The sequence below is a fragment of the Stappia sp. TSB10P1A genome (assembly GCF_900185725.1).
In the GTDB taxonomy this organism is placed as follows: domain Bacteria; phylum Pseudomonadota; class Alphaproteobacteria; order Rhizobiales; family Stappiaceae; genus Stappia.
Genome location: NZ_FYAU01000029.1, coordinates 146,832 through 168,236, shown reverse-complemented (window position 1 = coordinate 168,236; position 21,405 = coordinate 146,832). Strand labels below are relative to the sequence as shown.

Annotated in this window: 21 protein-coding genes; 10 read left to right on the top strand and 11 right to left on the bottom strand. The window is 67.1% G+C overall.

Annotated features, from left to right (window positions below; translation table 11 throughout):
• Nucleotides 1–132 precede the first annotated feature (132 nt).
• The 6 genes from TSB10P1A_RS14635 (at nucleotide 133) to TSB10P1A_RS14610 (ending at nucleotide 6,067) form a co-directional block, all read left to right on the top strand.
• Nucleotides 133–1,413, top strand: coding sequence for a flavin-dependent monooxygenase (locus TSB10P1A_RS14635; RefSeq protein WP_186388674.1), 1,281 nt, complete (start codon nucleotides 133–135; stop codon nucleotides 1,411–1,413).
• Entirely contained in the window at nucleotides 1,410–2,453 is a 1,044-nt protein-coding gene (locus TSB10P1A_RS14630) for a DegT/DnrJ/EryC1/StrS aminotransferase family protein (protein WP_186388673.1), read from the top strand. The genes TSB10P1A_RS14635 and TSB10P1A_RS14630 overlap by 4 nt, the downstream gene beginning before the upstream one ends.
• Nucleotides 2,454–2,561: 108 nt before the next feature.
• Nucleotides 2,562–3,542, top strand: a complete 981-nt coding sequence (locus TSB10P1A_RS14625) for a radical SAM/SPASM domain-containing protein (RefSeq protein WP_186388672.1) — start codon at nucleotides 2,562–2,564, stop codon at nucleotides 3,540–3,542.
• 25 nt (nucleotides 3,543–3,567) lie between these two features.
• Nucleotides 3,568–4,695, top strand: coding sequence for an anhydro-N-acetylmuramic acid kinase (locus TSB10P1A_RS14620; protein WP_186388671.1), 1,128 nt, complete (start codon nucleotides 3,568–3,570; stop codon nucleotides 4,693–4,695).
• Between the two features lie 119 nt (nucleotides 4,696–4,814).
• Nucleotides 4,815–5,288 (top strand): SufE family protein, encoded by a 474-nt coding sequence (locus TSB10P1A_RS14615; protein ID WP_186388670.1) that lies wholly within the window; start codon nucleotides 4,815–4,817, stop codon nucleotides 5,286–5,288.
• On the top strand, nucleotides 5,285–6,067 hold the full coding sequence (locus TSB10P1A_RS14610; RefSeq protein WP_186388669.1) for a molybdopterin-synthase adenylyltransferase MoeB: 783 nt from the start codon (nucleotides 5,285–5,287) through the stop codon (nucleotides 6,065–6,067). Before TSB10P1A_RS14615 ends, TSB10P1A_RS14610 begins: the two co-directional genes overlap by 4 nt.
• On the opposite strand, the gene TSB10P1A_RS14605 is transcribed toward TSB10P1A_RS14610, so the two are convergent.
• A complete protein-coding gene (locus TSB10P1A_RS14605; protein WP_186388668.1) occupies nucleotides 6,054–6,305 on the bottom strand; it encodes a MoaD/ThiS family protein in 252 nt (83 codons plus the stop codon). The two genes, TSB10P1A_RS14610 and TSB10P1A_RS14605, sit on opposite strands and share 14 nt — an antisense overlap.
• 46 nt (nucleotides 6,306–6,351) lie before the next feature.
• Between TSB10P1A_RS14605 and TSB10P1A_RS14600 the strand changes: the two genes are divergently transcribed.
• Nucleotides 6,352–7,560, top strand: coding sequence for a CaiB/BaiF CoA-transferase family protein (locus TSB10P1A_RS14600; RefSeq protein ID WP_186388667.1), 1,209 nt, complete (start codon nucleotides 6,352–6,354; stop codon nucleotides 7,558–7,560).
• Nucleotides 7,561–7,571: 11 nt separating this feature from the next.
• Nucleotides 7,572–8,576: a TIM barrel protein gene (locus TSB10P1A_RS14595; protein WP_186388666.1), complete on the top strand. Its 1,005-nt coding sequence runs from the start codon at nucleotides 7,572–7,574 to the stop codon at nucleotides 8,574–8,576.
• Between the two features lie 21 nt (nucleotides 8,577–8,597).
• On the opposite strand, the gene TSB10P1A_RS14590 is transcribed toward TSB10P1A_RS14595, so the two are convergent.
• The 5 genes from TSB10P1A_RS14590 to TSB10P1A_RS14570 form a co-directional block, all read right to left on the bottom strand.
• Nucleotides 8,598–9,980 carry a ThiF family adenylyltransferase gene (locus TSB10P1A_RS14590; protein ID WP_186388665.1) on the bottom strand — a complete coding sequence of 461 codons (1,383 nt, stop codon included), beginning with the start codon at nucleotides 9,978–9,980 and terminating at the stop codon, nucleotides 8,598–8,600.
• Between the two features lie 37 nt (nucleotides 9,981–10,017).
• Nucleotides 10,018–10,254, bottom strand: a complete 237-nt coding sequence (locus TSB10P1A_RS14585) for a hypothetical protein (RefSeq protein WP_186388664.1) — start codon at nucleotides 10,252–10,254, stop codon at nucleotides 10,018–10,020.
• Between the two features lie 40 nt (nucleotides 10,255–10,294).
• Nucleotides 10,295–11,173, bottom strand: coding sequence for an ABC transporter permease (locus TSB10P1A_RS14580; protein ID WP_186388663.1), 879 nt, complete (start codon nucleotides 11,171–11,173; stop codon nucleotides 10,295–10,297).
• A complete protein-coding gene (locus TSB10P1A_RS14575) occupies nucleotides 11,170–12,123 on the bottom strand; it encodes an ABC transporter permease (RefSeq protein WP_186388662.1) in 954 nt (317 codons plus the stop codon). Before TSB10P1A_RS14575 ends, TSB10P1A_RS14580 begins: the two co-directional genes overlap by 4 nt.
• A 165-nt stretch (nucleotides 12,124–12,288) precedes the next feature.
• Complete coding sequence (locus TSB10P1A_RS14570; RefSeq protein WP_186388661.1) at nucleotides 12,289–13,803, bottom strand: ABC transporter substrate-binding protein; 1,515 nt, start codon at nucleotides 13,801–13,803, stop codon at nucleotides 12,289–12,291.
• A 294-nt stretch (nucleotides 13,804–14,097) separates the two neighbouring features.
• On the opposite strand from TSB10P1A_RS14570, the gene TSB10P1A_RS14565 reads away from it, so the two are divergent.
• Nucleotides 14,098–15,081, top strand: coding sequence for an ABC transporter ATP-binding protein (locus tag TSB10P1A_RS14565; RefSeq protein WP_186388660.1), 984 nt, complete (start codon nucleotides 14,098–14,100; stop codon nucleotides 15,079–15,081).
• Nucleotides 15,078–16,076, top strand: coding sequence for an ABC transporter ATP-binding protein (locus TSB10P1A_RS14560; protein ID WP_186388659.1), 999 nt, complete (start codon nucleotides 15,078–15,080; stop codon nucleotides 16,074–16,076). The genes TSB10P1A_RS14565 and TSB10P1A_RS14560 overlap by 4 nt, the downstream gene beginning before the upstream one ends.
• Before the next feature lie 16 nt (nucleotides 16,077–16,092).
• On the opposite strand, the gene nagA is transcribed toward TSB10P1A_RS14560, so the two are convergent.
• Genes nagA through murA form a run of 5 tightly spaced genes read right to left on the bottom strand, consistent with a single transcriptional unit; the run spans nucleotide 16,093 to nucleotide 21,323 of the window.
• Nucleotides 16,093–17,235, bottom strand: a complete 1,143-nt coding sequence (gene nagA, locus TSB10P1A_RS14555) for an N-acetylglucosamine-6-phosphate deacetylase (protein ID WP_186388658.1) — start codon at nucleotides 17,233–17,235, stop codon at nucleotides 16,093–16,095.
• Nucleotides 17,232–18,290, bottom strand: coding sequence for an SIS domain-containing protein (locus tag TSB10P1A_RS14550; protein WP_186388657.1), 1,059 nt, complete (start codon nucleotides 18,288–18,290; stop codon nucleotides 17,232–17,234). Before TSB10P1A_RS14550 ends, nagA begins: the two co-directional genes overlap by 4 nt.
• A 9-nt stretch (nucleotides 18,291–18,299) precedes the next feature.
• Nucleotides 18,300–19,118, bottom strand: coding sequence for a GntR family transcriptional regulator (locus TSB10P1A_RS14545; protein ID WP_244293126.1), 819 nt, complete (start codon nucleotides 19,116–19,118; stop codon nucleotides 18,300–18,302).
• A gap of 40 nt (nucleotides 19,119–19,158) precedes the next feature.
• Entirely contained in the window at nucleotides 19,159–20,067 is a 909-nt protein-coding gene (locus TSB10P1A_RS14540; protein WP_186388656.1) for a BadF/BadG/BcrA/BcrD ATPase family protein, read from the bottom strand.
• Nucleotides 20,064–21,323, bottom strand: a complete 1,260-nt coding sequence (murA, locus tag TSB10P1A_RS14535) for a UDP-N-acetylglucosamine 1-carboxyvinyltransferase (protein WP_186388955.1) — start codon at nucleotides 21,321–21,323, stop codon at nucleotides 20,064–20,066. The genes TSB10P1A_RS14540 and murA overlap by 4 nt, the downstream gene beginning before the upstream one ends.
• Nucleotides 21,324–21,405: the final 82 nt, after the last annotated feature.

Genomic DNA, 21,405 nt, shown 5'->3' with positions numbered 1-21,405 from the left:
CGCCCTTGGCCACCATTCCCCGCCCCGCGCTGCCTTCCCTCTCCGCCGATGCCGTAAGGGCCATTGGCTCGGATCCGCCGCCCGCGATCGGCCGCGTGGTCGGATGCAAGGCCGGGCGATCATTCTTCAACCTTGAAATGGCAACCAGCAGGCGTACTATACCAATCTGATAACACTTTATGGAGGCGGCGCGCGATCATGCTAGCATTGCGAGAGGCCGGCGGGGATACCGGCACTCCGACTCCGCTTGACGAGCCGCTCATGGCGGCGGCGCGGACATTGTTGGCGGCCCTGCGGCGGCGTGCGCCGGATGACGAGCGCGCCTGCCGGCTCGATGCCGAGACGGTGGCCGAGTTCCGCGCGAACGGATTTTTCTCGCTCCTGCAGCCGCGCGCCTTTGGTGGCCAGGAAGCCTCGCCGCGCACCTTGCTGCGCCTGCAGGCGGTCCTCGGCGAAGCCGACATGTCGGCAAGCTGGGTTCTGGGCAACATGGGCATCGTCGCCTTCCATCTGGCCTTGTTTGCCCCGCAAGCCCAGGCCGATGTGTGGGGCGAGGCGCCCGAGGCCATCCTTGCCTCCAGCAACATGCCGGGCGGCCGCGGGCGGCGGCTTCCGGACGGCAGCTTCGAGCTGAGCGGCCAATGGCGGTTTTCGAGCGGCGTCGACCACGCGGACTGGGTGGTTCTCGGCGCCCTGTGCGAGGCCGAAGACCCGGGTGCTGCGCCGATCCCCTCTGCCGTGCTGCTGCCCCGGCGCGATATCGTCATTGCCCCCGACTGGGATGTCGTCGGCCTGCGCGGCACCGGCAGCCATGGCATTCGCGTCGACACCGTCCGCGTGCCGGGCCACCGGGTGCTGCCGCATCGCGAGCGCTTTCTCGGTCGTTGCCCCGGCCATGCCGTCAACACCGGCCCGCTCTACCGCATACCCGTCCCGCAACTGCAGTTTCGTACGATCTCGACGGCCTCGATCGGCGGACTTGCCGGCATGCTCGCCGATTTCCTCGCCGCAAATGGCGCGCGTACCTCGATGTTGTCGCAGAAGATCGCCGAGGATCCGCATGTTCAGAGCCTCTGCGCGACGATCGACGCCGATCTCGCCGCCATGCGGGCGGTGCTGGAGACCGACATCGGCACGCTCGAGGCGGATGCGGCGCTCGCGCGGGACACACCGCTCGCCGCTCGCAGGAGCTTCCGGCTGAACGCCACCCGTGTCGCCGACCGGTGCTTCTCCCACGCCGCCGGACTGTACCGCGCGGCGGGTGCTGAAGCGCTCTACCGGGGCAGCCCGCTGCTGCGCGTCTTCAACGACCTGCTGGCCGCCCGCCAACATGCCGCCAACCAGTACGAAGTCCATGCGCGCATCGACGGCGCGGCCTTGTTCGGCGCCGAGCGGGAGGACATGCTTCTATGACCTCGCACCCTCACCCGGCCGATCCCGCGACGGCGGCGGCTCTGGCGAGCTCGCACGGGCCGCTCGCTTTTTCGGTGGCGTTCGATCCCCGTGACGAGGACGAGGTGCTGGCGCGCTGGCGCGCGCTGCTGCGCTCGAACCGCTGGAGCGACGGCGACCAGACGCGAGAATTCGAAGCGCTGTGGGCCGAGCGGACGGGACTGGAGGCGGTCGCCTTCAACAACTGGAGCGGCGGCGCCCTGGCGGCGCTGGATTTCATCGGCTTGTCGGGCGAGACCGCGCTGTCCCCATCCAACACCTTTCTCGCCACGCCCCGCTCCATCCAGAAGGCCGGGGGAACCGTGGTCTTCTACGACTGCAATCGCCATGACCTGTGCGGCTCTTTCGAGGATTTCGTCGCCAAGGCGGAGCAGCATCGGCCGAAGGCGGCGTGGATCGTCCATGTGGGCGGACATATCGCGTTCGATATCGAAAAGATCGCCGCCTACTGCCGGGAGAACGGGATCTGGCTGCTGGAGGACTGCGCCCATGCCCACGGCGCCCGATGGCACGGCCGCGCGGCGGGCAGCTTCGGCGATGTCGGCGTCTACTCTTTCTATCCCACGAAAACGATCTCGACGGGCGAAGGTGGCATGCTGGTGACGGGCAATCCGGACCTTGCCGCGCATGCCCGGTCCTATCGCGACTATGGGCGCGGCTCCCGCTACCGCATTCAGGGCATGAACCATCGCATCGACGAGTTTACCGCCGCCCTCGGCGTGGTTCAGACCCGGCGGCTCGATGACATCCTCGCGTGGAAGGCGGCCTATGCGCGGGACGTTCTCGACCTTCGCCATCCGAACCGGGTGCGGCTGCCGGACGGCATGACCAGCGGATATTACAAGTACATCGTCTTCGATCCCGTCGAACCCTCGACCGGCAAGGTCTACGAACTCCCCTGCCACCGCATCCTGGAGCACGATGTCACGCTCCCGAACACGGAGTGGATCGCCCGCAATCATTGGTGCGTTCCGCTCTACTATCCGCGCGACAGGAGTTAGGTTGGTATGAGATTGGCATCATTCCGGTATGGCTCTCGCCGGAAGTCCGTGCTAGCATGGCATAACTAGCTCGAGTTTGCGCCCCACAGTTGCATTCGGAGGTGGTTCATGATCCCTGAACGATTGCGCGCAACAGACGCCTCCGTCTCCGGCTCGCCGATCTGGCTCTGGCTCGACCCGACATCCCGCTGCAATCTCGCCTGCCGGCTGTGCTACACGAAGCAGAGCCATGGCAAGGAGGACATGGCGCCGGAGGATCTGCGCAGGATGCTCGTCGACCTGCGCGACAGCCGGTCGGTCGACGTTCAGAGCATCCACCTCAACTGGCGCGGCGAACCTTTGATGAACCCGCGCTTTGCCGAACTCCTGGCAACGGTGGCGGACGTGATGCCCGAGGTCGCCCTGCAGTGGCACACCAACGGCATCATGCTGACCGAGAAGCGCGTGCGCGAGATTCTCGCGGTCCAGTTCCCGCACAAGATTTTCGTCTCGCTCGACGGCGGCAACGCCTATTCGCACGATCTCAACCGGGGGCCCGGAAGCTTCCAGAAAACCCTGCGCGGGCTGGAGACCCTGCTCGACGCGGCCGAGAGGACGCGCCCCGACCTGACCATCGGCGTCTACCAGATCGACCTCGACGAGCCGCTGGAGGACTACGACCCGCAGTTCCTGAAGCTGCTGGCGCGCGTCCACCAGCATGAGAAGGTCAAGCCGCTGCTGCCCGGCGGAGCGGAGCAGGCGGTCGACCGGGTGGAATCCCTGCAGGACGACGGCACCCTCGACCGCATGCTGTCGGAGGTTGTCCTCCCGCATCTTCCGGTGCCCCAGCTTCCCTGCTTCTGGGCAGGACACGTGTTCTGCGTCGGCCCGACCGGCGAGGTCGCCGTCTGCGTCATCAGCCATGGCAAGGCAGGCGTGATCGGCAACCTGCTGACGGATGGGGTCGACCGTGTCCTCGCCGGGGCCCTCGCCTTCCGCTGCCGCCTCGCCGACCACGGCCGCGCCTCCGTCGGGCACTGCAAGAACTGTCGCAAGCCCGCTGGCCGAATTTTCCCGCAACACATGCAACGCCGACAAGCCGCGGCTTGACCCGACACGACAGGAGGAATGCGACATGAAGCCAGCGTGGGCGATCGGTCTGATGACCGGGACCGTTCTGGATGGCTATATCGACATCGCGATGATCAAGACCGATGGGCAGAGCATCGAGGCCTTCGGCCCCTGGGAACTCGCGCCCTATCCTGTCGACATTCGCGATCTGCTGGCACGGACCTTCACCGCGGCCCTCGAATGGCGTTTCGAGGGGCCGGAGCCGGCGATCTTCCGCGAGGCGGAGATCGCGCTGACGGAGGCCCAGTCGCTCGCCGTCAACGCCTTCCTGGACAAGCATGGCTACACCGCCTCCGACATCGCCGCAGTCGGGTTCCACGGCCAGACGGTGCTGCATGTGGCGCCCCAGGGCGGTGTCCGCGGCCACACCCGGCAGCTCGGCGACGGCGCCCGCATGGCCGAGATCGTCGGCACCAATGTGGTCTACGACTTCCGGTCAGCCGACATGGCGGCGGGCGGGCACGGCGCGCCGCTGTCGGCGATCTATCACAAGGCCGCGCTGCGGAAGGTGCGCGCCGGCTCCGAAACCGCGATCCTCAACCTCGGCGGCGTCGCCAACCTGACCTGGTGCGACGGCGACGAGATGATCGCCTTCGATACCGGCCCCGCCAACGCTCCGGTCAACGACTGGATCGCACAGCACACCGGCGGCGACATGGACGTGGACGGCGCCTTGGCCGCCAGCGGCTCCGTCGACGAGGAGCGACTGAAAGCCCTGCTCGAACACCCCTTCCTGGCGGCTCCCTACCCGAAGTCGCTCGACCGGTTCGACTTCTCCGCCTCCATGGCCGACGGCCTTGGGCTTGAGGACGGGGCTGCCACCTTGACCGCCTTCACCGCCGGTGCGGTCGGCAAGGCGCTCGATCTGCTGCCCGTCCGTCCGCGCCGGATCATCGTGTGCGGCGGCGGGCGCAAAAACCCTGTGATGATGCGTGAAATCGGCAAGCGCACCGGCGCGGAGGCCCTTCCGGCCGAAAGCGTCGGCTTGCGTGGCGACGCGGTCGAGGCGGAGTGCTTCGCCTATCTCGCGATGCGCTCGCTGCGTGGCCTGCCGATCAGCTTCCCGCACACCACGGGCGTGAAGACGCCGCTCGCCGGCGGCGTTCTCGCGGCCGCGCGCTCGGCGGCCTAGGACCGTTTCCGGCGGTCGCCGCGAATTGTGGCCGCCCGGCAACGGGTTTCGCACATGCCGCGCACCCGCTTGCGGTGCGGATAGGAGACGTAAGGAACCAGGCCGCAGGGGACCAGGCAATGGGTTCGATCGCTGACTACATCGCCGACCTGAAAGCCCGCTTCAGCGCCGCCGAGGGATGGGATGCGCGCATGAAGCTGATCCTTGCCTTGGCAGAAGGGCTGCCGGCGATGGATCCTGCGCGCAAGTGCGAGGAGACGCGCTTCCACGGGTGCCAGTCGCAGGTCTGGCTGGATCTTGGCTGGAACGAGGCCGACGGCGTCGTCGAGGTTCGCGCCGATTCCGATGCGCGGGTGATGCGAGGGTTGCTTGCCATCGCCGTCGGCCTCTACCACCGGCGCCGGCCGCAGGAGATTGCGGCCCACCCGCCCGATCTGCTGATCGAGGCCGGCCTGGTGGAAGCCATGGCGCCGAACCGTGCGAACGGCGTCTACCGGTTGCTGCGCCATGTGCACGGCTATGGCTCCGCCCGGGCGACGCATGATACCGCCGCCGGCCCGCCACTCCGGCCCGACAAGGCGATCTCCGCATGACCGACGATCTGCATTCCGATGAGCAGCGTTACTACCAACGGCAGATGATCCTGCCGGGCTGGGGCATGGAGGGCCAGCGGCGCCTCAAGGCCGGCCGCGTGCTTGTCGTCGGCGCCGGCGGACTGGGCGCACCGGTTCTGCAATATCTCGCGGCGGCCGGCGTCGGCACAGTCGGCATCGCAGATGGCGACTTCGTGGAACTGTCCAACCTGCACCGCCAGGTGATCCATACCATCGACGACATCGACCGCGCCAAGGTCGACAGCGCGGCCGACAAGCTGCGCCGCCAGAACCCGCATGTGGCAGTGGTCACCCATGCCTTTCCGGTCACCGCCGAAAATGCCGCCGACCTTGTGGCCGCCTATGACCTGGTGGCGGACTGCACGGACAATTTCGCGACCCGCGATGCCTTGCAGGCGGCGTGCCTCACGGCACGCAAGCCGTTGGTGAGTGGCGCCGCGCAGATGACCGACGGAACGGTGACCACATTCACTCCCTATCGCGGCGCCGGTCACCCCTGTTACCGATGCCTCTATCCCGCCGCCCTGTCCGCGACGCTGACGCCGTCATGCTCCGAGATCGGCGTTGCCGGCCCCGTCCTCGCGGTGATCGGCGGGTTCCAGGCCATGGAGGTGATCAAGATCCTGATCGGGGACGGAGATACCCTCTCGGGCCGTATCCTGATTGTCGACGGCATGGCCGCGCGGGTGACGGAGGTCGCGATCGAGAAACGCGCCGACTGTCCGGTCTGCGCGGTTGCCTCTTTCAGCCCCCGGTGACTGGCGGGTAGATCTCCAGCACGGCGGAGGACGCAAGCTCATGATCGGGGGTCACATAGCGACGGTCGACCACATAGCGCAGGGCCTCGGGGGCGTTGAACAGCGCGGCTGCCTCGGCATGCCGGTCGGCAAGCAGCGCTGTCAGATCGGAGATGGTGCGAACATCGTCGGACAGATCAAGCTGCTCAATGGCGCACCCGGTCTTTGTCTTCAACCAACTCTGAAAGCGAACTTCCATGAAAAATCTCCTACTTTCTCCTTTTATCAAGACACAAGATAAATAAATGTCAAGCAAGACCGCAAATAATTCCGCGTTGATCGGCATAAAAGTTCTCGACCTCTCGAGATATATTGCCGGCCCCTTCTGTGGTCAGGTGCTTGGAGACCTTGGCGCAGATGTCGTCAAGGTGGAGCGCCTCGATGGCGGCGAGGAAGGTCGGCGCGTCGGCGAGATGATCGACGGCGAAACCCTGTTCTTTCTCGGCGCCAATCGCAACAAGCGCAGCCTTTCGCTCGACTTCCGCCATCTCGATGGTCAGGCGCTCCTGCGCCGGCTCGCCGCGACGGCCGACATTCTCATCGAGAACTTCCGACCCGGCACGCTGGAGAAGATGGGCTGTGGCTATGATGTGCTCAGCGCGGCCAATCCCGGTCTGGTCCTGGTGCGCATCTCCGGCTTCGGACAGGAGGGGCCGATGGCCTCGCATGCCTGTTTCGATGGGGCTGCCCAGGCGCATAGCGGCATCATGACGTTGACCGGACAGGCGGACGGGCCGCCGACCATGGCAGGCGTTTTCGTCAGCGACTACTCCACCGCGCTCTATGCGACGATCGCCGCACTTGCGGCGCTCCAGGCACGCCAGACGACCGGTCGCGGCCAGGTGGTCGAGGCGACATTGATGGACAGCGCCCTGTCGATGCTGACCACGCAGATCGCGGAGTCTCAGTTGCTGGGGATCGACCACACGCGCCTCGGCAACCGCGACCGCTATCTGGCACCGTCCCACTGCTTCAAGAGCCGCGACGGCAAATGGGTCTACATCGTCGCCGGCAACGACCATCACTTCGCACGGTTCGCCGAGGCGATGGGGCGGCCGGAACTGACCGAGGACGTCCGGTTCTCATCCTTTGTCGCCCGCAATGCCCATGTCGCGGAGTTGGAAACGATCATCGACGCCTGGGGGCTGGCGACCGACGCCGCCGACATCCTCGCCCGCCTGCATGCCGTTGGCGTTCCCTGCGAACCCGTCGCCGAGATCCCGGACGTCATCGCCAATCCGCAGCTCCGCCACCGCGGACAGATCGCCGATGTGCCGCATCCCTCCGGCGGCACGGTTCCTGTCCCGGCACCGGCGATCCGGATGTCGGAGACGCCTCCCGCCGTGCATCGCGGCCCGCCCGCGCTCGGCGCCCATACGGACGAGGTGCTTGCCGACTGGCTCGGCCTCGGCGACGATGCCGTCGCCCGGATCCGGGCATCGGGCTGCATCTGAGGGAGCGCCGTATGCCCGCATTCGCGCTCAAGGGCGCCGTGGTCGACTATCCGCAACTCGCCGACAGGGCGGCGGCGCTGGTGCGCGCCGGACTGCCGGTGGTGCTCGAACTGCACACTTTCGGCCCGCGGGATCTTCAGCAGGATCGCGCGCGCGCCACCTGCCTCGCCAATCTCGACCGGCTGCGCGCGGAGTACGGCCCCCTCGTCCTGACCGTTCACGTGCCGCTGCAGGAGGTCGGCCGCGTCACCCGCCTCGACTTCGATGCGGATCAGGTTCTGGATGCGATCGCCTTCGCCCGCGATGCGGGGGCGAAGGACGTGGTGGTGCACCGCTACTGGGGTCTGGTGTATGGCGACGCGCCGCAACGGGCGAGCCGCGCCGAGGCGAGCGACGGCTTCAACGCAACGATTGCGCGGCTCGCCCGGCAAGCCGATCCGATTCGGCTTCTCGTCGAGAATGTCGGCCATTACGCATTGCTGCCGCGCGACCGCGCCTCGTTCCTCGCCGGACCGCTCGATCATTTCTTTCCCTGGGAGATCGCCGCATTCCGGACGTTTCTCGACCGCGAGCGGATCGCCAATGTCACGCCGTTCGTCGACGTGGCCCATGCGACGCTGTCCGCGAACCTGTTCAACTGGCGCCGAACCTATCCGGCCGAAACCCGCGATGATGTCCGCTTCTCGGCGATCCTCGACGAGGATCTGGAGCGAGCCGACCGGCTGCATCCGTTCGATTTCGTCGACCCAAAGATGCCCTGGCTGCATGTCAGCGACAGCCGCTTCTACCCTGAACCGGCGCTGGCGCCGGCGGAGATCCCGCTCGACGCGCTGACCAGCGAAGGGCTCGAACTGGGGGCGGGCAATCTGCCCTGGGCGGATCTGCCGCGCCATGTCGGAGAGACGGCGGTTTTGGTGCTGGAGGTCGATCCCTCAGTCGGCGAAAGCCATCAGGCAAACGGGGCGCAACATCGGTCGCTGCAGGCGCTGCAACGGCAATTCCAGGCTTCCAGGTGAGACGGCGCGATTATCCTGTGGTCAGACCGTCCGCGCCGGAGGCCAATGCGCGGGCGGAACAAACGGCGCGAAGACCTGACCGGCATCGCCAAGTCCTCGGGCATGGCGGCACCCACACGCCGGATCGATGCGCTGCGGACGATTGGTCACGTCGAGGCAGTCGGCGACGAGGTTCATCTGCATGCGCTCGAACGGCGGATCGAACCGCCCCGTGAGCCAGCCGATCGCGTAGCCGGCCGCCAGCGTGCCACTCACCGTGGTGATGTATCCGACCGTATCGATCTGCGGGATGTCCGCGGCCTCGGGCGGCACAGAACCGCCGGCGCTTTGCGCAAGCAGCCGGGCCCGCTCCTGTGGCGACATCAGTTCCTGCGCCACCCGTACATCATTGATCATGCCTCGGCAGCGCGGACAGGGGTCGTCGGGGCGGAACAGGACAAGCTGGATGATCTGGCCGGTGACGTGGCCGTTCGCTCCCTCGATCAGGCCGCCACAGTCGATCGCCGGAACCAGGAAGCGCCGCGCCACGTCGCTGAGGGCAAGCCTGCTCGTGTGCTGGTCGGTGCAGCCGAGCAGCACATCGGCCTCGGCGATGGCCTCGACAACCGCTCGCTGCGGCAGGCGACCGTCGATGGCGACCACATTGATGTCGGGGTCGATCTGGCGCACATGGTCGCGCGCGAGCACGGCCTTCTTGGTAGGCGCCGCCACATGCTCGGGAAAGCTGGCATGGGTCCGTTCGAGATTGGACGCGCTGATCTCATCCGTGTCGACGATAACGATCCGTCCGACCCCGGCGCGTGCCAGGATCGGGATCGCGACCGAGCCGGTGCCGCCCGCACCGATCACCACGGCGCAGGCGCGGCGCAGGCGCTGCCAGGCCTCCACGCCAAAGGAACTGGTAAACCGGGCGACACGCTCCGGCGGAAGTTCCGGCAAGGCCGGCGGATGTCCCCCCCGCCACAGGCGAACCTGCGGCGTGCGCTCGATAATGACACGCTCCACCGCTGCTGCGGAGCCGCCCGCGCCATGGACCGCCGCCACCTCCACCGGCGCGTCGGCGGCCTGCCCCAGTCCCACCAACACCATGCAGGACGTGTCGGCGGTCCGGGTCGCGACCGTCCGTTGCCAGTCTTCGAGCGCTCCAGAGAAGCCCGCGCCGGCATCCGCCGGAACGATGCGAACACGGCCGACGGTCAGACCATCCCGGCCAGCTTCCGGAGCTACGGCCGCGTCCACGCCGGTTTCGACGACGGTGAGAACCAAGGCCTCGCGCGTCTCGCTCGCCGCCAGCAGCATGGGCAAATCGACGAACGTCCCGGTCGCAGCCGCAAGAGCGGCGCCGAAACCGTCGAGGTCGCGGCGCGACAGCCGGAGAACGACCCGTTTGTCCCGGTCGGACATGCTCCTCCCCCCCTTCGCTGGACCTGATGTGGCCGCCTCAGCCGCCCATCACGAATTCCCGGGTCACCAGGAAATGCATGCCCGTCTTGACAGATATCTCGTCGCCAGGGGCCAGCCGCTCATAGGCGCCGGGGCCGACTTCGCGCTCGACAATGGCGTTGCGCACCGGCACGCCGACGAGCGTCGCGATGGCTTCGGCCGTCATTGCCGCATGCACGCCGGCGTTACGGTCGAAGCGCCGGCGGTTGACGGTAATCTCCAGAGGGTCTTGCATCAGCAGCTCCCATGGTTACATGCGATCCTCGCCAGACGCCTCAGGCCTGGCGCAATCGCGGGTCGAGTTCGTCGCGTAGCGCATCGCCGAAAAGATTGAGCGCAAAGGCGACGATCAGGATGGCAAAGCCCGAGAAAACCGCGGCCCAAGGGGCCAGGAACAGAAAGCCGCGCCCCTCCGACAGCATCATGCCGAGCGAGGGCACCGGCGGCTGGGTGCCGAGCCCGAGAAAGGACAGGGAGGCCTCGACGAGGATGGCCGACGACAGCAGTAGGCTGAATTGCACCAGGATCACGCTGACCAGATTGGGCAGGATGTGCAGGAAGATGATGCGCGCGTCCGAGGCCCCGATCGCCCTTGCGTTCAGGACATAGTCGCTTTCCGCGACCACCAGGGCGGGGCCACGCAGCAGCCGCGCGAAAATCGGCGTGTAGACGATACCGATGGCCGTCGCCGTCGGGGTCGCGCCCGGGCCGAGCAACGCGATCACGCCGATTGCCAACAGCATCACCGGGAAAGCGAACAGCACGTCCATCAGCCGCATGATGATGCGGTCGGCCCAGCCCTTGTAATAGGCAGCCGTCAGCCCGAGCAGGCTGCCGGCGAGAAAGGCGGCGAACACCGCGCCGCCGGAGATCATCAGCGACGAGCGCAGGCCGAACAGGATGCGCGACAGCACGTCGCGCCCGAACTGATCCGTCCCGAGCCAATGCGCCGCCGACGGCCCCTTGAGACGGGCCAGAATGTCCTGATAAAGGGGATCATAGGGCGCGATCACCGGCGCGAAGATCGCAGCCATGGCCAGCACGACGATCATGCCGAGCGACATGTTGTAGAGCGTGGGGGCCGGAAGACGCGGACCTCGGCGGTGCGGAAGCACTGCGGCGGGCGGTTCGGGCGGGGGGGAGGTGCCACTCATCCCTGGATCCTCGGATCGATCATGGCGTAGATCACGTCGACGATGAAGTTGACCAGCACGAAGCTGCAGGTGACCAGCAGGATGGTCGCCTGGATAAGCGGATAGTTGCGCTCCGCGATCGCGCCCAGGATCAGCCGGCCGAGACCGGGTATTGCGAACACCTGCTCAATGACGATCGCCCCGCCGAGCAGATATCCGGCCATGATCCCGACCGACGTGACGAACGGGATCAGCGCATTGCGCAGGGCATGGCGATAGAGAATGCGGCGCGCCGGCATGCCCTTGGCGCGGGCGGTGCGGATATAGTCCTGCTGCAGGGCCTCGAGCAGCGTCGAACGCAGCAAGCGGGCAAGATTGGCGGTGATCGGCAGCGACAAGGCAAAGGCCGGAAGGATCAGCCGCGTGAGATTGCCGAGCGGATCCTGCAAGAACGGCACATAGCCGAGCATCTGCACGCCGGGGGCGACGCTCGACAGTACCAGGATCATGAGGATGCCGAGCCAGAACGGCGGGATGGTCAGGCCGACAACCGACCCCGCCTGCACGAGCGCTTCTCCCCGCCTGCCCCGGATGCGGGCCATCAGGATGCCGAGCGGGATCGCCAGCACGATGGCGGTCAGCAGGGCCAGCAGCGTCAGTTGCAGCGTCGGCCAGACATGGGCCGCGATTTCCTCGATCACCGGCCGCCCCGTCCAGATCGAGACACCGAAATTGCCCGCCAGCACGTCGGAAAGCCAGGCGATGTACTGTTCGTGGATCGGCAGGTCGAGGCCGAGCCGGCTGCGAACCGCGGCGATGCGCTCCGGCGTCACCTCCGCGTTGGAGCCGAGCATGATCGCCACGGCGTCGCCGGGGATCATCCGGATGAAGGCGAACACCAGCACCGACACGCCGATGATGACGAGCGCCAGGTCGAAGAGTCGCCGTCGGAGCCGATTGAGAAACAGCATGGGTTCTAGCGCCGTTGGTCCGTATGTCGTTCCGAGGGAGGCGACGGTCGCTCCCCGGCCTGCGGCCAAACCGTCAGCCGACACTTTCGGAGAGGCCGTCCGGCACGGGTCCGTCCGGGACCCGCGCCAGCGGTATTCGGTGCTCGCAGTGCAGGCGCCGCCGGCTCAGTTTCCGAGCGAGACGGCCTTGAGCGAGGCGAGCGACCGGTTCGGATAGATCTGATAGCCGTCAACCTGCGCGCGCATGGCGGTGTAGATCTGGCCATAGGTCAGGAACAGCACAGGGCCGTCGCAGGCGAGCGTCTCCTGCACCTCGCGATAGATGGTCTGGCGCTCGGCCACCTCCGTCTGCGTGCGGCCGGCTTCCAGCAGCGCGTCGAGTTCCTCGTTCGAGTACTTGAAGACGTTGGTCGACCCGCCGGTCTTGAACGTCCGGTAGAAGTAGTCGTCCGGCTCGATCGTGCCCGAGTTGAGCGAGACGAACAGGTCGAACTCCGAGTTCCGCCAGTCCTGCACGAACTGGCCGATCTCCGGAATGTTCAAGGTGACGTTGACGCCGATGGCCGCGAACTGCTGCTGGAGCACCTGGGCCATCGCCTTGGTGGAATCGCGCGGCAGGACGAGCAGCCCCAGATCCACCGGCGTTGTGACGCCGGCGTCCGCAAGCAGGCTCTTCGCCTTGTCCGCGTCCGGCGTGAAGCAGGCGAATTCGCTGGTCGGAACCGCGAAATTCGTCAGGGCGGGAGACAGCGGCCCGCCCGGCCTGCCGGCACCGAAGAGCGCGGCCTGAACCAGATCGTCGCGGTTGATCGCGTAGTTGAGCGCCTCGCGCACCTTCGGATTGTCGAGCGGCGGCCGGCTGACGTTCAACCCGACCAGTGAATAGGCAAGTTCCAGCGTGTCGGCGATCTCGATGCCCGGCTGCCCCTGCAACTGCAGGGCGTTCACCCCATCGATGTTGGGCAGGATGTGATATTGGCCGCTGGTCAGGCCGACCTGGCGCGTCGCCGCTTCCGGCACGATGTTGAAATTGATGCCATCGAGCTTGGGCAGTCCCTCCTGCCAGTAACCGGCATTCGCCTCGAGCCCGATCTTCACGTTCGGCTGCCAGGAGGTGAAGCGAAACGGACCGGTGCCGTCGGGCGCGCGCTGCAGCGTCTCGAGATCCTCCGCGTATGTCGCCGGCACGATCGCGATCGTCGACAGCGAAGACAGGAGCGGCGCGGAGGGAGCCGACAGCTTGAGCACGACGGTCAGCGGATCCGGCGTCTCGATCGCCTCCACCGCCGTCAGCCGGCTGGCAAGCGGTGAGCCCGTCGCCTCGGCGCGAACCCGCGCCAGGCTCGCGGCGACATCCTGCGACGTCATGGTTCCGCCGCTGTGGAAGGTCACGCCGTCGCGCAGCGTGAACGTATAGGTCTTCTTGTCGTCCGAGATGGTCCAGCCGGTGGCGAGGCCCGGAACGATGTTGAGGTCGCCGTCGAGCGCCGTAAGACCTTCATAAACGGTCCCGTCGATGATCTGGAACGACGAGAACGCCGTGACGATATGCGGGTCGAGACCGGACGGCGAACTGTCGACCGCCACCTCCAGCGAAGCGGCCCAAGCCGGGGCCGAGGCCGCGGCGCCGATGGCCAGCGCGGCAGCGGATGCAATGAGGAACGCGCGCAGACTAACCATGAACCATAACCCTCCCGTGATGGATCAATTCCTGATGCGTCAATGTGGTGGCGCGCGTCCCGAAACAGGGTCCGCGTCCCTGCGAGAACTGGCAAGATCCCTTCCCGGGTCACTCATGCCAACACCGTCTTGCGGGCCGTCGCCAAGCATGTGTATGGTAGTCCACCTAAAAACCATTTACAAGTTTCCGGCGATTCAGAGCGGACCAATATCGGACAAATTTCGCGGACCACTCGCAGAACGGGACAGCCGCCTGGATCGCGCGTCCGGATATCGCACCGGAGGAATGGGCAGATGAGTTTACCGGCAACCGCCGCAACCACAAAGCAGGTCGTCCTTGCGGTCGACGGGCTTCGGCTGGAAGCGCGCATCGGAGCGCTGGTGGAGGACGTGTCGCTCGCGCTCGAGGAGGGCGAGATGATGGGTCTTGTCGGCGAGTCCGGAAGCGGCAAGACGATCACGGCGCTGTCGATACTCGGCCTGTTGCCGGCGGCTGCGGTCCGGCATGCCGCAGGGGACATCCGTTTTCGCGGTCGCCCGCTGTCGGGACTTTCGGAAGCCGAGTTCAACGCCATTCGGGGCCGCGACATCGCGATGATCTTCCAGGAGCCGATGACCTCGCTCAACCCGATCATGACGATCGGCGCCCAGATCGGCGAGGTGCTCGAGATCCATCGCGGCCTGAGCGGAACCGCGCGCCGCGACGAGGTCCTCCGACTGCTGGAACTCGTCGGCCTGCCCGCAAGCCCCGACCAGCTCGACCGCTATCCGTTCCAGCTCTCCGGCGGACAGCGCCAGCGCGTGATGATTGCCATGGCGATCGCCTGCGAGCCGGCGGTGCTGATCGCCGACGAGCCGACCACCGCACTCGACGTGACGATCCAGGCGCAGATCCTCGAACTGATCGCCCGCATGCGGGAGCGCTTCGGCATGGCGTGCCTGCTCGTCACCCATGATCTCGGCGTCGTCGCCGAGACATGCGACACCGTCGCCGTCATGTATGCAGGGCGCGTCGTCGAGCAGGGTCCGGTCGCCGCGGTGTTCCGGACACCGCTGCATCGCTATACCGAAGCGCTGTTGCGCAGCATTCCCGCAGCCAATCCGCCGGGTGTGTCCCTGCCGGCGATCCCCGGCACCGTGCCGGCGCCGGGCGCCCGTCCGCCCGGCTGCGCCTTTGCCGATCGGTGCGGCGCGGTGATCGCGCGCTGCCGCGCGGACCTGCCCCCCCGCATCACCCGCGATGATCGGGTGGCCTATTGCTGGAACCCTGCCGCATGACCCCAATGCTGTCGGTCGTTGACCTGGTCAAGCACTACCCGGCTCCCGGCGGCAAGTCGGTGCTGGCCCTCGACGGCGTGTCGTTCTCGCTCGCCCGCGGCGAGATCTTCGGCATTGTCGGCGAATCGGGATGCGGAAAGAGCACGCTGGCGCGCACATTGATGCGGCTGGCGACCGCGAGTTCCGGTCGGATCCTCTATGAGGGCGAGGACGTGATGGCCGCGCGCGGCCGGGCGCTCAAGCGCCTGCGCGGCGAAATCCAGATGGTGTTTCAGGATCCGTTCGGCTCGCTCAATCCGCGCCATACGATCGAACGCATCATCGGCGAACCGCTGGTGGTTCACAACCGGCCCGGCCGTGCGGCGCGCGTGCGCGAGCTCCTCGATCTGATCGGCCTGCCCCAGTCGGCGGCGAGCCGGCTGCCGCATCAGTTCTCCGGCGGCCAGCGCCAGCGGATCGCCATCGCCCGGGCCCTGGCCCTGTCGCCCAAGATCATCATCGCCGACGAGGCGGTGTCCGCACTCGACGTGTCGATCCAGAGCCAGATCATCAACCTGCTCGCGCAGTTGCGCCGCGATCTCGGCCTTGCGATCATCTTCATCAGCCACGACCTGTCCGTGGTCCGCCACCTCAGCGACCGGATCGGCGTGATGTATTTCGGACGCTTCGTGGAACAGGCGAGCGCGGCCGACCTTTTCGCCGCGCCGCGCCATCCCTACACACGGGCCCTGATTTCCGCCGTGCCCAAGCTTCCGGGTGCGGCAGGCGGGCCTTGCGGCAAACGCATCGTTCTGAGCGGCGATGTACCCAATCTGGCTCACCGCCCCGGCGGCTGCCTGTTTCACCCGCGCTGCTATATCGCCCAGGACCGCTGCCAGAAGGATGTTCCGCCTCTCGCCGCGACCCGGCCCGACAAGCCCGACTGGCTGAGCGCCTGCCACTATGCCGACGAGATCGACGGGTTGGTCGCGGAAACGGCGTCCGAAAACCGGTAGCTGCCAGCCGGCCAGATCACGGGATCGGCCGACCGCCGATCAGCACCGAGGCGACCGTCAGATCGGCATTCAGGGCCACGATGTCCGCACTTGCGCCACGGCGCAAATGACCGCGATCGGAAAGCCCGAGCAGAGCCGCAGGCGCCCGCGAGGCCATCGCGAGCGCTGCCGGCAGGGCAACACCGCAGCGCTCGACCATGAACCGGACAGCCGAGGCCATGTCGAGATCGGATCCGGCAAGCGTCCCGTCGGCGACGGTCAGACGACCACCTTCCCTGCGCACGGTTCGTCCATTGAGCTCGAACGTGTCGGCGGCACAGCCCACGGACGACATGGCGTCGGTGACCAGCGTCAGCCGTCCGACCGGACCAGTGCGCGCGACAAGATCAAGCATCGCCGGGTGAACGTGATGGCCATCCGCAATCAATCCGCAGAAGACCGCCGGATTTGCCAGCGCCGCGCCGGCAAGCCCCGGCTCCCGGTGATGCAGTCCGGACATGGCATTGAACAGATGCGTCACGGCCCTCGCCCCGGCGGAAAAGGCCGCTGTCGCGCGTTCGAAATCGGCCGCGGAATGACCCAGAGAGACGATCACTCCCTGGGCGGCAAGCAGGGCGATGTCGTCGAGATCGACGCATTCGGGCGCCAACGTCGCCACCACGACCCCAAGGTCGGACCGGGTGAGCCGTGCAATGTCGGACACCGCAAGCGGGCGGATGAAGCGGGCATCATGCACACCGTTTTTCTGCGGCGAGATATGCGGACCCTCGAAGTGGATCCCGACAATGCCGGGAACGCCCGCGGCAATCGCCGCGCCCACCGTGTCCGCGGCACGCTCCGTCACGGTCTGCGCATCGGTGATCACCGTCGGCAACAATGCCGTCGTGCCGAAACGGGCATGCGCCTGCGCGATCGTCCGCACGCCCTCGACCGTCGGCACATCGTTGAGCAGCACGCCGCCGCCGCCGTTCACCTGCCAGTCGACAAAACCCGGCGCCAGAACCGCTGCCTCCACCACACGGGAGGGAAACCCCTTCGGCAGGGCGTTGATCGGAACCAGGCCCTGCACGCGCCCCGCCGCGATCACGAGAGCCGTGTCGCGATGCATCGTGTCTCCGTCGAACACCGCCGGAGCGATGAGCGCCATACCGTCTGTCATATCGTCTCCGTCACTTTCTTCAGGAGCCTCGGCCGATCCGGATCGAGCCCCCGCCCGCGGGCCAGGTGGTCCACGAAACGGTAGAACGAAGTGATCTGGCACAGCGGATCGAGGAGGGGGTCGGAAGCGGCGACACAGGGCAGTGCGGTAACGCCCGCCGACCCGCCAACCTCACCGAGCGGATCGGCGACGAACACCCGCGTGCCCGTCGCCGCCAGCCGCTCAACCGCCGAAACCAGACCCGGCCGGGCCGCGTCACGGGACAGGAAAACCAGTGCGCACAGATCGCCGGCAGCGAGCTGGATCGGCCCGTGCATCACCTCGGCGGCGCTGAAGCTCTCCGCGTGCAGCTCGCAGGTTTCTTTCAGTTTCAGCGCCGCCTCCTGAGCGACCGCAAGCCCCGGCCCGCGCGCGATCACATAGACAGAAGAAGCGTGCGCCGCGACCGGCAGCAGCCCTGACCAGTCGCAGGCAAGCGCGCGGTGCAGGCACTCCGGCAGGTCGGCCAGCGCGGCAGCCAGACCGCTGTCGCCGGCCCAGGCATCGACAATGGCCGCGGCGGCGCTGAGCGTGCAAACGAAGGACTTCGATGCGGCAACCGCTTCCTCGACGCCTGCACCGATATCGGCCACGTCCAGCGACACCTCCGCGAGCGGCGAGGCCACGGTATTCACAAGCGCGATGGTTCTAGCCCCCTGCTCGCCGGCCATGCGCTGGAAGGCGACGAGATCGGGACTGCGTCCGGATTGCGACAGGGCGAAGGAGACCATGTTGGAGAGCCGCAGCCGGCAGTCATAGACCGAGGCGAGCGACGGCCCGAGCGAAGCCAACGGAATGCCGACGCGCATCTCGCAAAGATATTTCAGGAAGGTCGCCGCGTGGTCCGAAGACCCGCGCGCCAGCGTTACCGCCGCCACCGGCCGCATCGCCTTGAGCCCGGCTCCGATCTCCCGATACCGCAGTGCCTGGGTGTCGATCTGCGCCGCGACCCGCTGCGGGATTTCCGCCGTCTCTCGGGCAAGGCGCGTCCCGACATCGCGTGAGGTCTGCTGCACGATCGGCTCCTAGAGCTTCTTCGGGAGGGTCAGTTCGACGACGAAATCGTACTTGTCGCCCCGGTAGTACGAGCGCGTGAACTCGACAGGCCGGCCCGAAGCAAGCCGCGAAAGCCGCTCGATATAGAGCACCGTTTCCCCCTCCTCGGCTTCGAGCAATTCGGCCTCGAAGGCAGGCAGACGGCTTGCACGCATTCGCTGCAACGCCTTTTCAGGCAGCGCCCCAACATTGGAAAGCGCCTCATAGAGCGAATTGCCAAGCGTTTCGAGATTGGGCAGCAGACTGGCGGGCACGACAGCGAGTTCGACGGCCAGCGGCTGGCCGTCGGCAAGCCGCAATCGGTGCAGCTTGAGCACCTGCTCGCCAGGAGAAAGCCCGAGCATCATCGCCTCTGTCGGGGTCGGCATGGCATAGGCACGCTGCAGCCATTTCACCGACGGGATGTGTCCGAGCGACGTCATGTCGGCGCTGAAGCCGGTCAGCACGCCGAGCGACTGTTCGATGCGCTCGGGCCGGTCGCTGACATAGGTGCCCGAGCCGTGTCGCTGGCGCAGCAGCCCCTCGCGCACCAGCACGTCGAGCGCCTTTCGGATCGTCACCCGCGACAGGTTGGTGGCGCTTACGATCGCCCGCTCCGGCGGAAGGGCGTCGCCGGGTTTCAGCGTCGAGTCGCGGATCGCATCGCGCAGGTGACTGGCGAGCTGGATATAGCGCGGCGTCGGATTGGTCTCGTCGATCGGAAGCGCGTTGAGAAAAAGACGCTCGGCTTTGTTCATCCGTGTTTTTTCCTTTCTTGCGGACATCATGCACACCCGCAGGCCCGACATGTCTCGCGGTCATCGCCCGGAACGGGCCTTGCACCCGGCCTCATGCCATGTCATCCAGCGGCGGACGGCCGGCGAGGATCGCCGCGCCGTCGAGCGCATCACCTCGCGGCGGCGCCAGCCTGCGCCGCAGGTCCGGCGCGAGCCAGGTTTCCATGACACTGCCGAGCCCGCCGAGCAGCGACAGTCGCGGAGCGCCGTGCTCGATCAGCGCACGGCAGATGCCATCGATCTTGGCCGCCGCGTCCTGCATGATCCGCCGCGCGGCCGGGTCTCCGTCGTCCACGTGTCGGACCACCATCGGCGCGAAACGGGCATAATCCGTCGCCGTCGCCCCATCCATCCATTCGACCACCCTGGCGGGGTCTCCCGCGAAATGATCGAGCAACTCGCCGAGCAGCGCGGTGCGCTCTGCCCGCCCGTCATGGCACAGCATCGCCAGCCGCAAGGCACGCAGGCCGAGATAGGCTCCCGACCCTTCGTCGGAAATCGGAAAGCCGTATCCCCCGACCTTGATCGACCGGTTGCCGATCCGCGCGATGCCGCAACTGCCGGTGCCGACGATGACAATCCCCCCGTCCCCGCCATTGTGTGCGCCGAGGCAGGCAATGACGCCATCGCTTGCGAAAGCGATGCTGCGAAAATCGTGCGGCATGGCCTCCAGCGCGGCTAGCGCGCCGGACCGCGACAGTCCCGCAACGCCGATGCCCGCCCGGATCGGAACACTGCGCGCATCGGCAATGCCGGCTTCCGCGAGCGCATTGGCTACCGCGAGCGAAATCGCGGCCCAGGTCGCATCGATGCCGAAGCGCGTCGCCGCAGGTCCGGCAAGACCGCGCCCGAGAACCCGCCCGTCGCCCGTCTCGATCCGCGCCCGGCACCCAGTGCCGCCGCCGTCGACAGCGAGAAAGAGCGGCACCTCCGCCCCCTGCGGGCCTGGGATCGCGCTCATCCGCGAACCCGCTCGATGCTGGCCCCGCAGCGCGTGAGCTTGCCGTCGATGTCCTCGTAACCCCGGTCGAGGTGATAGACCCGATGGACGATCGTCTCTCCCTCGGCGACAAGCCCGGCAAGCACCAGCGACATGGAGGCGCGCAGGTCGGTTGCCATGACCTGCGCGCCATGCAGCGCCTTGACGCCGCGCACGGTCGCCATCGATCCCGATTGCCGGATGTCTGCCCCCATCCGCTGCAACTCCGGCACATGCATGAACCGGGCTTCGAAGATTCTCTCGCGGATGACGGATACCCCATCGGCAAGGCACATCATCGCCATGAACTGGGCCTGCAGGTCCGTCGGAAACCCCGGAAATGCCTCTGTCGTCACGTCGACGCTTCTCAGCGGCCCGTCCCGTTCCGCGATCAAGCCGCGGTCGCTCGGGAAGATCCGGATGCCGGCTTCCTCAAGCGCCTGGCAGGCGGCGCCGAGATGTTCTAGCCGCCCGCCCATGACCTCCACCCGCCCGCCCGTCATGCCGGCGGCGATCATATAGCTTGCCGCCTCGATCCGGTCGGGCAGGATCGTATGCGCGACGGGACGCCAGCTCTGCGCCCCTTGCACCAGAATGCGGTGGGTTCCGGCCCCTTCCACGGTCGCGCCAGCCGCCGTCAGGAACGCGGCGAGATCAGCGACTTCGGGTTCGCGCGCGGCATTGACGATCTCCGTTTCCCCGCGCGCCGCCGCCGCCGCCATCATCGCTGTATGGGTCGCGCCGACCGAGGGCGTCGGAAACACCACGCGCGCGCCGGAGAGACCACCGGGCGCCGCGACCTCGATCACGCCGCCGTCCTGGCTGATGTCCGCCCCGAGGGTCTTGAGCGCCTGCAGATGCAGATCGACCGGGCGCGTGCCGATGGTGCAGCCGCCGGGCCGCGAAATGCGGGCTCGCCCGAGCCTGCCGACAAGGGGGGCGAGGACAAGAAACGATGCCCGCATGCGGCGAACGATATCGTAGGTTGCCTCGGATCCGGCCACCGCCGCCGAGGACAACGAAAGCCGGCCATTTTCGGCCTCAGTCACGTCCGCGCCCAGCATGCGAAGCAGATCCAGCATGGAGCCGACGTCGGTGACAGCCGGGACGTTGGACAGCGACACGCGGCCTCCCACCAGCAGAGAGGCGGCCAGCACCGGAAGCGCCGCGTTCTTGGCCCCGGCAACCTGCACCGAGCCGGAAAAGGGGCGCCCGCCGCGGATAATCAGCCTGTCCAAAACCAACTCCGTTGCTTGCCCGAGACGGACGGTGATATAAATCCAATTATCGTCCACTTCAAACCATTCCACAAGGCCGGCC